Origin of the sequence: Bradyrhizobium genosp. SA-4 str. CB756, assembly GCF_000473125.1 — a bacterium.
Taxonomy (GTDB): domain Bacteria; phylum Pseudomonadota; class Alphaproteobacteria; order Rhizobiales; family Xanthobacteraceae; genus Bradyrhizobium; species Bradyrhizobium arachidis.
In genome coordinates, this window is record NZ_KI421499.1 from 3,577,204 (window position 1) to 3,589,757 (window position 12,554).

Consider the following 12,554-nt stretch of genomic DNA (forward strand, 5'->3'; position numbering starts at 1 on the left):
TCGTTCGATGGGAAGTAGCCTTCTCACCCGGAGCATCTCGCCATGATGATCGAACGTCGAGCAATGGAGCGCATACCGATCAACCGGGCCGCGCGGCTGTCATTCGATGGAATTCGTGGGACGCCTCCATGCGTGGTGCGCGACATAAGCGCCCTGGGGGCCTGTATCTCCACGCCGTACTACATATTTGCGAATGAGTTTGTGCTGTCGTTCGAAGGCCATTCCGGAATTTTCATCTGCCGCGTCGTGTGGAGAAAGGCGACGCTTTGCGGCGTTTCCTTTCTCCTGCGTCGTCGCTCGCCGAAATTGGCGAACGATTCTGGCGAACCCGCAAACGTGGTGCGACTTGTTCGCCAGATCGTGTGACGTTGGGACGGGCCTGGCTTCCGCTGTTGGCCCGTTGCAGACCAAGCTGCCGGGCTCTCCGACGGTCAACTTCTGACCCGTAGCGGAAGTTCGTGGGACGCCTCCCAAGCTACGGCGCCGTACCAAGTGCTCTTATTGATGCGATGACCGTCCTAGCGCGCTCGGGGTCGAACCAGCCAAAGCCCAGGTGTACGGACTCAGCCCATTCGAGATACTTCCCTCATCGGTCGTATTGTCGCGAACCATGGCAGCGATAGTACCAACATAGCCATCGTATTCATCGGCAGGGCACCCGCCAATCGGATCCCACTGCTGGTTCAGAATATCTCTGACGCGACCGCGCCAGACACGAGAAGCTCGTTTGTCTATCGCCATAGACCGATCCTCAAGTTGAGTGTGGCATCTTTCTTATCGGAGCAAGTTTGCCAAGTCCGCTCCTCGCCCCGTTTGCAGCGGGCCGAGACGGTCTGATCATGTCTGGAGGTGCAAGCTGGAAAGAGCGGCGCTTGCCCAAAGTCAGGCGATTGAGCCAAAGCAGACGACGTCCGCATCGGCTGCGGTTACGGATATCAACCAGTACCGCGATTGATAAACTTCGATCTGCTCGGCAAGCCTTTCTTTGGAGCCGGCCAGTAAAACGGCAACGCGCGAAGGATAATGTCCATGTACCTCCTCACCGCCTGTCTTGTCGTGATTGTCCTGAGTGCCGCGGTATCGTTTCGTCGCTCCAGGTCTCTATCGCGCGACGCGCGAGGACGCTTAGCAGCAATTTGGCCCGTATTCTGCGCGGGAGTTTTTGCGCTGGGACTGATCGGCTTTGAACGTGCTCAAGGCAGTCAAGGCGTCGGTCCCTTCACCACGACCGATCTCCTCTTGCTTGTTGTTTCTTTCTTTAGTGGTTGGTTTCTTGGCGCCCTCGCGGGATGGATTTGACGACCGATTGGCCGTCCCGACCGTGGCATCAGCTTGTTCACGTCCGCTTGTGGCCCGTGCTGACCTTGGCTCAGAGCGCTGGAGACCTGCTTCCTGAAGGTGACCCCAACAGTGGCATGCATGCTGGCCAGAGCAGCCAATGACCCTGAGGACGCCGATACAGCGGAACCGCCATCGCAATGATCGGTACTGTGGTGCGGATGCGGCTTGCAGCTCAACTGACACGGCGTTCGCTTACGAGGCAAACAGACGGAAAAATCGTTCCGAAGTTGGTCAGCAGCGCTGTCGAGTGCGTCTTTGCCGCAACAGCCAGTGAGAAATGCGAGCCGTCTGACCTCACGCCTTCGTTGTGGCAAATCCAAAAGATAAATCGATCCAGGGCCCGGGCTGAACATTGGGGATCTGTGGTTGGATCGATTGGGGGAACCGTGGCCGCGCGGCTGGCGACACTGAAGATTTGGCAGGCAGGCTGTATCGCTGGTGCGTTGACAGCGACTTCGCTTGCCGCGATTGGTCAACTCGCGGTACCGCGCCCAAGCGCCGCAACGCCGAATGCAAGAGTGGCTGATGCATTCAGCGGCATCCCGCCGAATGTGACGGCGGTCCTGACAAATGCCGGCGCCGCGTTTCCGGCCCCGGCCATCGAAACGAAATTCGATACAGGATTATCGGCTAATGCGATCGTTGCGGCGGGATTCAGCGCCGCGGCCCGGGACTCGGTGCCGCCATCCGATGTAACCACTTCTCAAGAGCCAATGTTGCAGGTCGCCAGCCTTGAGGCAGCGCCGCCCGAGAACTCGGCAAAGCTACAGCAGGACGGGCCGCCCGTTGCTTCGCCCAATCCGGCCGAAGGCAAACCGTCGTATCTCAAATACTACGTCTACTCGGAAATTCCGCCGCCGGAGAAACCCGCGAAGATCGCCTTGTCGGCGTTGAGCGGCGTTCCGCTCGGAACGCCCGTCCAGGAGATCGAACGTGCAGCCGAAGCGTTCGATGTCGATGTCAATTTCATGAAGGCGGTCGCCAAAATCGAATCCGATTTCAATCCCAAGCAACGCACCGGCTCCTATATCGGCCTGTTCCAGCTGAGCAAGTATGAGTTCAGCAAATACGGATCGGGCGACATTCTCAATCCTCGCGACAACGCTATGAGTGCGGCCTACAAGTTTCTCAGCGAGGCTGCGCTATTCGAAATAATGACGCACAAGAAGCCGACCTTTTCCGACCTTTACCTGATCCACCAGCAGGGCTGGGAAGGAGCCGCCCAACACATCAGCAGTCCGCAGCGGATTGCCTGGAAGTCGATGTGCGCAACCCGGGAGGGCTCGGCGAAGGGCGAGCGATGGTGCAAGCGCGCTATCTGGGGGAACACGCTGCCTGCGGTCAAACGCGAATGGAAGTCGGTCGATAGTCTCACCTCGGGTGCGTTCGTGGCAATGTGGCGGGACCGCGTCGACACGCTCTATGCCCGCTATCCTGTGCTAACTGCGGCGGCCGAACGCGCGAGATAGGACGGCTGGCACTACCCACACGCACACCTCTGGGTCCACATTCGTTTCGTCGAGATGCTGTGTCGGCAATCTAGTTTCCGGCGCCGGGTAAGTTCGCGCTCCGCTACGAGACTGGGTGGTTGTTCGGCTCCGGCGGCCGGACCGACCCAACACCTCGACCAGTGCCGCTCCACGGCCCGGACTCTTAGATTATTCACAGGCAATCACGCCCGCTTCTGGCCCGTTGCTGACGTTGCAGCGAAGCTCGCCAGCAGTCAGCTTTTGACCGAGGCTGTGCAGCTTGATGCAAACTCAAAAGCCATGCGCCAACGTCGCGTCGGTCCATCGAAGCGACACTGGGCTGACCTTGTTTGCGGAGGGTATTCCGAGAGGCACTGGGACTTCGCCTTCTGGCCCTCAGCCGACCTTTTAGGAAAGCCCGCCGACTGTCAGCGATTGCCCCCGAGCGGACATCACGTTCGCCGCCTACACGATTGAAGTACACCGCGCAGCGAAGATCCGCACCCCTTCGGCCAGTCCCTTGAGCGCATAAACGCCACGATCCTCGAAGGAGAGACCAGAACCCGCAACCAGATCCCTGAGCACACTCGACGCTAGGATCTCCCCCGGGGCAGCCAGTTGAGCAACGCGAGCTGCGACGTGTACGGCAATCCCGCCAATATCATTCGGCAAAATCTCTATCTCTCCGGTGTGCAGACCGGCCCGAACTTCCAGGCCCAGGTCGCGCACGGTTTGACGGACAGCCGCGGCGCAACGTACTGCACGGGCGGGACCGTCGAACGTTGCAACAAACCCATCGCCGGTCGTCCTGATTTCCTTGCCACGAAATCGAGCGATCTCGCGACGCACGCTCGAGTCGTGCCTGACCAAAAGGTGGCGCCATTCGCGGTCGCCAAGGGAACACACGCGCTCTGTCGAACCAACAATATCGGTGATCAATACAGTCGCTAAACAACGTTCCATTTCGGAATGAGAGCGCGACCCGGTCAAGAACTCTTCTATCTCGTCGAGAATGCGTTGTGAGTCTCCTGCGCAGAACAGGTGATCACTTCCCGACAACTCGACGTAGCGCGCACCGGCAATGTGTGTGGCCAGATAACGGCTCGCCTCGACATCCACCCGCGGGTCATCTGTTCTGTGCATTATCAACGTGGGTACGTGAATGACGGGTAAGACGCCGCGGATATCAATTTCGCTGTTCATCCGCATGAGTGTCTTCACGTCCGACGGGCTGGCGCCGAGGCGCTCGAAGCGCGCCCACCAGTTGCGAAACGCCCTGTCTTGGGCAAGGCTCGGTGCAAACCCGGGAACAAGCGCTCCGCTCCCCCATGACTGTTCAACCTCTTCCAAGAAACTGGCAAGTTTATCCGGCGACATCACGGCCGTCGAAAATAGCCCATAAGAGCCATAGAGCATCAGAGCAAGGGTGCGGTCAGGATATGTGGCAGCGAACAGCAGTGACATCGGACCGCCCTCGGAAATGCCGAGGAATGCTGCGCGTTTCGAACCGACCGCGTCCATCACCGCACGCGCGTCATCCATTCGCTCCTCAAGCGTAGGAATTGCCGTAACCCGATCTGATAACCCGGTTCCGCGCTTATCAAAGCAGATCAAGCGAGCGAAGGAGGCGAGCCGTTCCATGAAGCCGGCCCAGCGAGGTTCATCCCAAACATGATCGACATGCGAGATAAATCCCGGTACCCAGACAAGATCGAGTGGACCGTTCCCAATGACCTGATACGCGATATGGACCTCGCCGCTTCTGGCGTATCGGGTTTCGGGAAGCATCACTAACCACTCTGGCTGATGCGATCGGAATTGAAGCTTTCACTATTTAGCACACGTCGCTAGTCGGCGCCCTCATTTCTCGATCAAGAGCGGGACATTCCGACGGCTCGTTCCACGTCGGATTTTGGCCCTTAGCGGACCAATCGCGGCATGGTGCGCCACGTTGGCTTTTGAACCATTACCATCGCAGTTGCGTTCTCGGCTCTGTTGTGTAGAAGGACGACGGGTGCTTACTGCATGAAGCAGTGACAGGTTAAGCGATGGTCGGGCCGCCACGCAGGATGCGTGTGCCCATGACAGATCAGCGGCCCGGCAGAAACCCTTCAGGGTCCCAATCTCTCGCTGAGCGAGCGCTCGCGACACTCCAGCACTTCCTACATGTCGAGGCGATCAGCGGGATTGTGCTGCTCGCGGCCGCGGCGGCTGCATTGCTGTGGGCCAATTCGCCATTTGCTCATTCGTATCATGATCTCTGGAACTTGCCGATTCCACTTCGCTTCGGCGCATTTGCCTTCGAAGAGCCGCTGCATTTCTGGGTCAACGACGCGCTGATGACGGTGTTCTTCCTCGTCGTCGGCATGGAGATTCGCCGCGAGATCCACGAGGGCACGCTGAGCCGGTTCGACCAAGCCATCTTGCCGGTGCTGGCGGCATTCGGCGGGGTCGTCGTTCCAGCGCTGATCTATCTGAGCTTCAACGCCGTTCCGGGGCGCGGCCACGGCTGGGCGATACCCACCGCCACCGATATCGCGTTCGCTGTGGGCGTGCTGGCGTTGCTCGGAAAATCGATTCCAGGCAACGTCAGAGTCTTTTTGCTGGCGCTTGCGATCATCGACGACATCATCGCGGTGCTCATTATCGCGCTGTTCTACACCAGCGGAATCGATCCCAGCGGCCTCGCGGTCGCGGCGCTCGGCGTTGTCATGGCGCTCGTCTTTCAGCGCCTCGGGATTGGCTCTGCCTATGTCTATGTCGTGCCGGCGTTTATCGTCTGGGCGGGGTTTCTGATGACCGGGGTTCATCCGACGTTGGCAGGGGTCGTACTTGGCCTGATCACGCCGGTGTGGTCGCTCCGTCCCGAGATCCTGCCGCCCGTTATCCGCGTGGAGACGGCGCTGCATCCGTGGGTGGCCTACGTCATCATGCCGATCTTCGCGCTGGCGAATGCGGGGGTCAGCTTCAAGGGCATGGAGCTGTCAGGTGGCCCTCAGCTCGTGACGCTAGGCGTTGCGCTTGCGTTGTGCGCGGGCAAGCCGATCGGCGTGATCGGTACGACATGGCTTGCGGTGCGCATCGGTTGGTGCCGCCTTGCGCCTGATGTCTCATGGTCGGGCGTCTGCCTCATCGGGCTCCTAGCCGGCATCGGCTTCACCATGTCAATCTTCATCGCCATGCTCGCGTTCACGGACGAAAAGTTATTGGATGCGTCGAAGTTTGGCGTGCTGTTCGGCTCGCTTATCTCTGTTACCTTGGGCCTTGGATGGGGGGCGGAATACGCTCATCGGCAACAAAAGGGTGAACGATGAAGGGGTCCGGTTGTGGCCCGAGACCGACATCCAGATGCACGACTTCAACGTCGCCTTGTGACAGCACAGCGGACGCGACGAAACCACCCGTAGCTTACGCCCGTCGCATCAGCTTGAGCGACGCCGCAAGGCGCAGGCTGCGCTTGCCGGCGAGCGCAATGCCTTCGAGCTCGCCGCTGTCGGCGGTGCAGGTCCCGGAGAAGCCGATCCCGACCTCGAGACCGCCAAACACGGGATTGTCGTCTTTCGCCGGCGTGTGCTCCTGGTTCAGCATCTCGCCTTTCCAGCGGCCGTCCGCCGAGGAATAGGAGCCGAGATAGTAGAAGAACGCATCGCCCCCGAGGATGCGGCCGTCCATCAGCAGCATCACGCCGGAGAGCCCGGCATCGACGCCGTCGAGCGCGCGGATGTGGATGGCGTAGAGCCCGTTGACGATGCCGTCGGGACCGACCGTGCCGCGCGGCGGCAGAGCCTCGTCGTCGAGCGGCGCGAGATTGGCCCAGAACACGTTGCCCGGCATCGGCTCCGCCCTGCCCTCGAACAGGATCGTCGATCCTTCGGTCCGGCCGCGAACCTTGATCGCAGCGATGTCGGTGCCCATCAACGGCTTGTAATTGGGATCGTCGTTGTGGCGCTCGGTGATGACCTCGCCTTCGATCACGCCGTCCCTGACCTCATAGGAACCGAGATGGGCGAAGGCGGAATTGCCGCCAAGCAGCTTGCCCTTGTGCATGCACATGATGCTGCGGCCGAAGGCGCCGCCAACGCCGTATTCAACCTTGTAGAGCCCGTCCAGCAATGTCATCGACCCGCAAAATCAAAAAAAGAATCGTGGGCTACCTAGCACCGGCGCCCGACCAAGGCCATCCGGCTTTTCCGCGCAGGGCGGCTCGCGGAACCCACTCAGGCATGGTGCCATCATGCCCCTGTTTTGCCCGACGGGTCAAGTTTTAATTCGGTAAATCCGTATCAGGCGATTTCAACCGCCTGGCTACTGTGCATGGGGTTGTTTCGATTTTCTTGTTCGCGCGGCGGGTCGCGCTTCAATGACGCTTGAAGTATTGCACCTCGCGCTCGTGCTTCTCGGCCGCCGCGCGGCTCTTGAACGTGCCGAGGTTGCGGCGCTTGCCGGTCTTGGGATTCACCTTGCGTGAATAGAGGCGATATTCGCCGGATGCGAGTTTGCGGATCATGGCTGCACCTCCCGCTCGTTGCGATGTCAACGGCCCGCACCGGCGCTGGTTCCTTGCGCTCGAAGCTCGGTCGAACCCGTTGGCGCCGGCGCGCGACAAAGAGGCATGACCCAGACAGAGCCATCAGCCGAACAGCAGATCGGAGAATTCATCGCCAGCGCGGCGAAGCAGCCGCTGCTCGATGCCGCCTTCGAACTGTGGCGCTGGCGCTATCGGCTCAATTCGATCGAGGGGCGCCCGACCGCCGAAGAGGTCCGCATCAATCGCACCCTCACGCCGCAGCAGATGTCCGAGAAATACCGCTACGACCGCGACCACGCCCATGAAGGGCCGATGTTCGGCTATCTCAAGCGCGCCCATCCGCGCGCCGATGACGATGCGATCCGGCGGGCCATCATCACCGCCGTCAAGTTCGAAGATGCCACCTTCGAGCACTTCAACTGGAACGGTGATTTCTGGGAATGCGTCGTGCGCGCGGTCGCGCGCGCGGCCGCTCGATATCCGGACTTTCTCGATACGACTTATCGCGACGCCCGCAACAACGTCGCCTACTACTACAAGTGAGCTAGAAGCACAGGGTCGTGACGAGCTGGCCCTGCTTGTTCTTGATCGCATAGGGACAGCGCAGCCGCTCCAGCGCCTTCTTGGCGTCCTCGTCGCCGAGAGCTGCGGCGCGCTCGTAATAGGCTTTTGCAGCGTCCTTGTCCTTGGGACCGCCGCGGCCTTCCTGCGCGAAGGCGCCCATCCGCTCCAGCGCGCCGGGATGGTTTTGCGCCGCCGCCTTCTCGAACAGCGCGCGCGCCGCGACGTCGTCCTTCTCGCCGCCATTGCCGCTCGCCAGCATCAGGCCGAGCTGGTACTGCGCCTCCGCATTGGTCTCGGCGGCCTTGCCGAGCAGCGCGCGCGCTTGCGCGGGATCGGCCGGCGTGCCGGTTGAGCCGCCGAGCGCGGCGAGATTGCTGACGCCGCGGGGATTGCCTGATTGCGCCGCCTTCTCGAACAGTTTTCGCGCCTGTGCTTCATCCTTGGCGACACCAGCGCCGGTGCCATACGCCACGCCGAGTTCGACCATCGCCGCGCTCGATCCCTTCTCAGCCGCCTTGCGCCAGGCAGCGATCGCCTCGTTCGTCTGGCGGTTGGCCGCATAGGCGCGGCCGAGCGCGAACATCGCCCGCCGCGAGGATGACGCGGCCTGCTTGCAAAACCTGATCGCGGTCGCGATGTCAGAGGGCGCGATATCAGTCACGCCTTTCACATCGGCCGGCTTGTCGGGATCGCTGGGATCGGCGGCGACCCTGTCGCACAGGACGAGATCAGCCGATTGCGCATGCGCCGCCAGCGGCGCCGCGAGCGTCAAGAGGATGGCAAGGAAATAGGTTCGCATGAACGCCACGTTGCGTCCCCGCCCCGGCAAATTCAAGGCTCGAGTCCCGATTGGCGCAACACGGGCACGACCTCCGGCGATGACAGGTAGCGGAGCAGACGATCCGCGCCCTCCGCATGCTGCGCGCTGGCGATGCGGCCGGCGGAGAACACGGCCGGCGTTTGCAGCTCATGCGGGACCGCGCCGACCACCTCGATGCCATCAACTTGCTTCAGCTCGCTGATCTGCTGCACGGCAAGATCAGCCTCGCCGCTGACGAGCCGCTCCGCCGTAAACCCCTGCTCGACGATGGTGGCCCTGGCGTTGATCTTCTCCGCGATCCCCATCCGCACGATCAGCTGGGCGAAGTAGACGCCGCTCGCGCCCAGCCGCGAATAGGCGACGGACCGCGCCGCGAGCAGCGTCGTGCGTAGCGCGGCTTCAGTTGCGATGTCGGGATGGGCCTGCCCTGCCCGCACTGAGATGCCGACGAAGGAGCGCGCCAGATCGGCTGCGCTGCCAGCGATCACGCGGCCCTCGCCGATCATCTCGTCGAGGCCTTCGCGCGTGAGGATCACGAGATCGGCGGCCTCGCCGTCGCGCAGACGCTTGAGCAGCGCAAGCGTCGGCGCGAAGTCCGCATCGACATGGCTGCCGCTGGCGGCCTCGAAGGCGGAGGACAGGCTGCGCATCGCGCCCATCAGGCCGAGCGTCGAGAGCATGCGAATTGTTTCCATGGGCAATTCCTAAGGGTGCGATCAGGCGCGGTGCATCAGCTTGAGCGCGGCAGTGAGGCGCAGGCTGCGCTTGCCGGCAAGGGCGGTCGCCTCCAGCACCGCCTCTTCGCCGTCATAGCGGCCGGAGAAGCCGATGCCGACCTCGTGGCCGCCGAAGATCGGATCGTCCTTCGCGGGCGTGTGCTCCTGGTTTAGGATCTGTCCCTTCCAGCGGCCGTTCGCGGCGGTGTAGCTGCCGAGATAGTAGAACGCGGCATCTCCGCCGAGGATGCGGCCCCCCTTGAGCAGCATCACGCCGGTGAGGCCGCCGTCGACGCCGTCGAGCATGCGCAGATGCACCGAATAGAGCCCGTCGACGATGCCGCCCTCGCGGACACCGCCGGCGATGGGGACCTCGTCTTCGGTGATCGGCGTCATCACCGACTGGAATGGCACGCCCGGCAGCTCCTTCAATTCGCCCTTGAAGCGATAGAGATTGCCCTCGGCCCAGCCCTTGGCGAGCAAGGTCGCATCGTCGGTGCCCGCCATGGCGCGGTAGTTCGGGTCGGGGTTGTGACGGACGGTCTTGATCACGACGTCGACGCCGTCGTCAGTCTTCTTGTAGGTGCCGATATGGGCGAAGGCCGAGTTGCCGCCGAGCATCTTGCCGTGGCCGGCATGCATCACGCTCCGGCCGACCGCGTCGCCGAGTTGAAACCGCACCTTGTAGAAGCCTTCAAACACCAGCCGTGTCCCCGGCCCTCGCGCGCATCCCGCTGGCACTCTATCCCGGTTTCGGCGGCGGTGGACAGATTTCAAGCCGGCATGACCGGCAGACCGCAAATGATGGACGTCATCAAAATGAAAAATCCGCCGGAGCTTGTCTGCTCCGGCGGATTGAAGACCAACCCGGGCCAGCCCCCCAGCCCGGACCGGGAGGATGTTAGGCCACGGCCTTCTTGTCGGTCGGCACGGACGAGATCGTCTTCAGGATCTGCGAAGCGATCTGGTAGGGGTCGCCTTGCGAGTTCGGACGGCGGTCTTCCAGATAGCCCTTGTAGCCGTTGTTGACGAAGGAGTGCGGAACGCGGATCGAAGCACCGCGGTCGGCCACGCCGTAGCTGAACTTGTTCCAGGGCGCGGTCTCGTGCTTGCCGGTCAGACGCTTGTCGTTGTCCGGGCCGTAGACGGCGATGTGGTCCATCAGGTTCTTCTCGAACGCGCCCATCAGCGCCTCGAAATACTCCTTGCCGCCGACTTCGCGCATATAGGCAGTCGAGAAGTTGGCGTGCATGCCCGAGCCGTTCCAGTCGGTGTCGCCGAGCGGCTTGCAGTGGAACTCGATGTCGATGCCGTACTTCTCCGTGAGACGCAGCATCAGGTAGCGGGCCATCCACATCTGGTCGGCAGCGGTCTTGGAGCCCTTGCCGAAGATCTGGAATTCCCACTGGCCCTTCGCGACTTCCGCGTTGATGCCTTCATGGTTGATGCCGGCAGCCAGGCAGAGGTCGAGATGCTCCTCGACGATCTTGCGGGCGACGTCGCCGACGTTCGAGAAGCCGACGCCGGTGTAGTACGGGCCCTGCGGCGCCGGATAGCCGGCGGTCGGGAAGCCGAGCGGACGGCCGTCCTTGTAGAAGAAGTACTCCTGCTCGAAGCCGAACCAGGCGCCGGCGTCATCGAGGATGGTGGCGCGCTTGTTGGACGCATGCGGGGTCTTGCCGTCGGGCATCATGACTTCGCACATCACCAGCACGCCGTTGGTGCGCGCGCCGTCCGGGAAGACGGCGACCGGCTTCAGCACGCAATCGGAGCTGTGGCCTTCGGCCTGCTGGGTGGAGGAGCCATCGAAGCCCCAGAGCGGAAGCTGCTCGAGCGTCGGGAACGACGCAAATTCCTTGATCTGGGTTTTGCCGCGCAAGTTCGGAGTCGGCGTATATCCGTCGAGCCAGATGTACTCGAGCTTATACTTGGTCATTGAGCCTCTCTGTAGATGATGCGAAAGGTGGGGTTGAGAGCCCCCGCACGTTTGTACCCGGCCATCATCGGCCGCCGCCTTATAAGCACGTTGCGTGCCAAATGGCCGCAGCCCGGGAGGTTTTCCACCACCGTCGGCCTCGGCCCGCTGGGGGCGGACTGTCCACAGCGACGTGCGTCATAGGCGCGCACCTTCGCGTGAAGCTGCACTGCAAAAATCCCGCGGAAAACGCCCGATTCTGAAGCATGCCGACCGTCGCCGGAGGTTGCCGATCAAACGCGCATCAACGTCCGGCAATTTTCGTAAAGCGATGGGCCCCTGCCTAGCAACCTTTGGAATGGCACAGGCGTTGATCATCCCGACGGTGCCTTAGGGGGTGCAGAGGGTCGCTTGCCCACAAATTAGGCTGCAACTGATTTCCTCTTGGGCACTTTCCAATTCGGGAAGCGCGGCCGATATGGGGATTCCAGTAACCACAATCGAACGAGTCGGGCGCACCATGGAGGCCAAGGCGCTTTGACCAAGGAGAAATCGCAATGATGAACAATGGTCTGAGTCAGGGATCTGCAAAGATCTATCAATTTCCCGTCGGGGGCCGTGCAGCTCTCGCCGGACGCCGCTATGGCGAGACCCGCCTTCCCGCCGATCAGGCTTCGCTTCCCGCGAACGTCTCGATCTGCAGCGACAGCTGGTATCACCAGGACGCGGTCGACGAAGCCAAGCCAAAATGGGACCGCTAATGCCTGTGGCAGGGTTGATACCGCCGCGCTCTCTCGAGCGACCGGCGGCAGTTTGAAAAAGGGTCGAAACAACGGTGTTTCGACCCTTTTTGATTCCGGGTGGCCTCCCGTCTAGAGCTGAGGTCTTTCGATTACCGCGCACGCCGTGACTGGCCGCTTGAGGTGCTTGACCGTGGTCGCTCCGGTCTTGCCAATCTTCAGCGTCACCCCTGCCCCCGAATAGCGCGCGCCAGACAGCGTGAGCCGCTTCGCCAGCGTGACCGGTTCGCCGTCGATCTGGAGGAAGGCGCGCTTGTCGTAGTCATAAAACCCCACGATGAATTGCGTACCATCGGCGCAGCGGTAGGTCCGGAACGTCTGCGCGTCGGCCTGCCGCGCGCCGGAAACTCCGCCCGCCAACATGGTGATCGCCAAAACAATGGCCTTGTGCCGGTCCATGA

14 protein-coding genes are annotated in these 12,554 nt (G+C 61.9%); 6 read left to right on the forward strand and 8 right to left on the reverse strand.

Features of this window, described 5'->3' with window-relative positions:
* Positions 1–42 precede the first annotated feature (42 nt).
* The 3 genes from BRAGE_RS52870 to BRAGE_RS0117695 all read left to right on the forward strand — a co-directional run bounded on the left by BRAGE_RS52870 (position 43) and on the right by BRAGE_RS0117695 (position 2,810).
* The gene (locus tag BRAGE_RS52870; RefSeq protein ID WP_231164352.1) at positions 43–366 is read left to right on the forward strand and encodes a PilZ domain-containing protein; all 324 of its coding nucleotides are present in this window, start codon (positions 43–45) and stop codon (positions 364–366) included.
* Positions 367–1,029: 663 nt separating this feature from the next.
* On the forward strand, positions 1,030–1,299 hold the full coding sequence (locus BRAGE_RS52875) for a hypothetical protein (RefSeq protein ID WP_084334167.1): 270 nt from the start codon (positions 1,030–1,032) through the stop codon (positions 1,297–1,299).
* Positions 1,300–1,727: 428 nt separating this feature from the next.
* Positions 1,728–2,810: a transglycosylase SLT domain-containing protein gene (locus BRAGE_RS0117695; RefSeq protein WP_231164351.1), complete on the forward strand. Its 1,083-nt coding sequence runs from the start codon at positions 1,728–1,730 to the stop codon at positions 2,808–2,810.
* Positions 2,811–3,275: 465 nt separating this feature from the next.
* Here the strand turns inward: BRAGE_RS0117695 and BRAGE_RS0117700 are convergent, their stop codons facing one another.
* Complete coding sequence (locus tag BRAGE_RS0117700) at positions 3,276–4,598, reverse strand: adenylate/guanylate cyclase domain-containing protein (protein ID WP_028146315.1); 1,323 nt, start codon at positions 4,596–4,598, stop codon at positions 3,276–3,278.
* Between the two features lie 293 nt (positions 4,599–4,891).
* Here BRAGE_RS0117700 and nhaA point away from each other — a divergent pair, with 293 nt between their 5' ends.
* Positions 4,892–6,124 (forward strand): Na+/H+ antiporter NhaA, encoded by a 1,233-nt coding sequence (nhaA, locus tag BRAGE_RS0117705; RefSeq protein WP_027557673.1) that lies wholly within the window; start codon positions 4,892–4,894, stop codon positions 6,122–6,124.
* 94 nt (positions 6,125–6,218) lie between these two features.
* Here nhaA and BRAGE_RS0117710 read toward each other — a convergent pair whose 3' ends face one another.
* The gene (locus BRAGE_RS0117710) at positions 6,219–6,923 is read right to left on the reverse strand and encodes a GrlR family regulatory protein (RefSeq protein ID WP_027557672.1); all 705 of its coding nucleotides are present in this window, start codon (positions 6,921–6,923) and stop codon (positions 6,219–6,221) included.
* Positions 6,924–7,167: 244 nt separating this feature from the next.
* Positions 7,168–7,317: a hypothetical protein gene (locus BRAGE_RS54625; RefSeq protein ID WP_007609497.1), complete on the reverse strand. Its 150-nt coding sequence runs from the start codon at positions 7,315–7,317 to the stop codon at positions 7,168–7,170.
* A 105-nt stretch (positions 7,318–7,422) separates the two neighbouring features.
* Between BRAGE_RS54625 and BRAGE_RS0117720 the strand changes: the two genes are divergently transcribed.
* Positions 7,423–7,881 carry a hypothetical protein gene (locus BRAGE_RS0117720; RefSeq protein ID WP_027557671.1) on the forward strand — a complete coding sequence of 153 codons (459 nt, stop codon included), beginning with the start codon at positions 7,423–7,425 and terminating at the stop codon, positions 7,879–7,881.
* Between the two features lies 1 nt (position 7,882).
* Here the strand turns inward: BRAGE_RS0117720 and BRAGE_RS0117725 are convergent, their stop codons facing one another.
* The 4 genes from BRAGE_RS0117725 to BRAGE_RS0117740 all read right to left on the reverse strand — a co-directional run bounded on the left by BRAGE_RS0117725 (position 7,883) and on the right by BRAGE_RS0117740 (position 11,374).
* Entirely contained in the window at positions 7,883–8,701 is an 819-nt protein-coding gene (locus BRAGE_RS0117725; protein ID WP_027557670.1) for a tetratricopeptide repeat protein, read from the reverse strand.
* Between the two features lie 32 nt (positions 8,702–8,733).
* Entirely contained in the window at positions 8,734–9,417 is a 684-nt protein-coding gene (locus BRAGE_RS0117730) for a substrate-binding domain-containing protein (RefSeq protein ID WP_027557669.1), read from the reverse strand.
* A gap of 21 nt (positions 9,418–9,438) precedes the next feature.
* On the reverse strand, positions 9,439–10,140 hold the full coding sequence (locus tag BRAGE_RS0117735; RefSeq protein WP_027557668.1) for a GrlR family regulatory protein: 702 nt from the start codon (positions 10,138–10,140) through the stop codon (positions 9,439–9,441).
* 199 nt (positions 10,141–10,339) lie between these two features.
* Positions 10,340–11,374, reverse strand: coding sequence for a glutamine synthetase beta-grasp domain-containing protein (locus BRAGE_RS0117740; RefSeq protein WP_027557667.1), 1,035 nt, complete (start codon positions 11,372–11,374; stop codon positions 10,340–10,342).
* A gap of 536 nt (positions 11,375–11,910) precedes the next feature.
* Here BRAGE_RS0117740 and BRAGE_RS0117745 point away from each other — a divergent pair.
* The gene (locus tag BRAGE_RS0117745; RefSeq protein WP_027557666.1) at positions 11,911–12,114 is read left to right on the forward strand and encodes a DUF2735 domain-containing protein; all 204 of its coding nucleotides are present in this window, start codon (positions 11,911–11,913) and stop codon (positions 12,112–12,114) included.
* 111 nt (positions 12,115–12,225) lie between these two features.
* On the opposite strand, the gene BRAGE_RS0117750 is transcribed toward BRAGE_RS0117745, so the two are convergent.
* Positions 12,226–12,552 (reverse strand): MliC family protein, encoded by a 327-nt coding sequence (locus tag BRAGE_RS0117750; protein ID WP_027557665.1) that lies wholly within the window; start codon positions 12,550–12,552, stop codon positions 12,226–12,228.
* Between the last annotated feature and the right edge of the window lie 2 nt (positions 12,553–12,554).

Excerpts from the sequence above, each read along its gene's own strand:
- BRAGE_RS0117725 (WP_027557670.1), bottom strand. The coding sequence starts at position 8,701 with ATGCGAACCTATTTCCTTGCCATCCTCTTGACGCTCGCGGCGCCGCTG.
- BRAGE_RS52875 (WP_084334167.1), top strand. The coding sequence starts at position 1,030 with ATGTACCTCCTCACCGCCTGTCTTGTCGTGATTGTCCTGAGTGCCGCG.
- BRAGE_RS0117750 (WP_027557665.1), bottom strand. The coding sequence starts at position 12,552 with ATGGACCGGCACAAGGCCATTGTTTTGGCGATCACCATGTTGGCGGGC.
- BRAGE_RS0117720 (WP_027557671.1), top strand. The coding sequence starts at position 7,423 with ATGACCCAGACAGAGCCATCAGCCGAACAGCAGATCGGAGAATTCATC.
- BRAGE_RS52870 (WP_231164352.1), top strand. The coding sequence starts at position 43 with ATGATGATCGAACGTCGAGCAATGGAGCGCATACCGATCAACCGGGCC.
- BRAGE_RS54625 (WP_007609497.1), bottom strand. The coding sequence starts at position 7,317 with ATGATCCGCAAACTCGCATCCGGCGAATATCGCCTCTATTCACGCAAG.
- BRAGE_RS0117730 (WP_027557669.1), bottom strand. The coding sequence starts at position 9,417 with ATGGAAACAATTCGCATGCTCTCGACGCTCGGCCTGATGGGCGCGATG.
- nhaA (WP_027557673.1), top strand. The coding sequence starts at position 4,892 with ATGACAGATCAGCGGCCCGGCAGAAACCCTTCAGGGTCCCAATCTCTC.
- BRAGE_RS0117740 (WP_027557667.1), bottom strand. The coding sequence starts at position 11,374 with ATGACCAAGTATAAGCTCGAGTACATCTGGCTCGACGGATATACGCCG.
- BRAGE_RS0117745 (WP_027557666.1), top strand. The coding sequence starts at position 11,911 with ATGATGAACAATGGTCTGAGTCAGGGATCTGCAAAGATCTATCAATTT.
- BRAGE_RS0117700 (WP_028146315.1), bottom strand. The coding sequence starts at position 4,598 with ATGCTTCCCGAAACCCGATACGCCAGAAGCGGCGAGGTCCATATCGCG.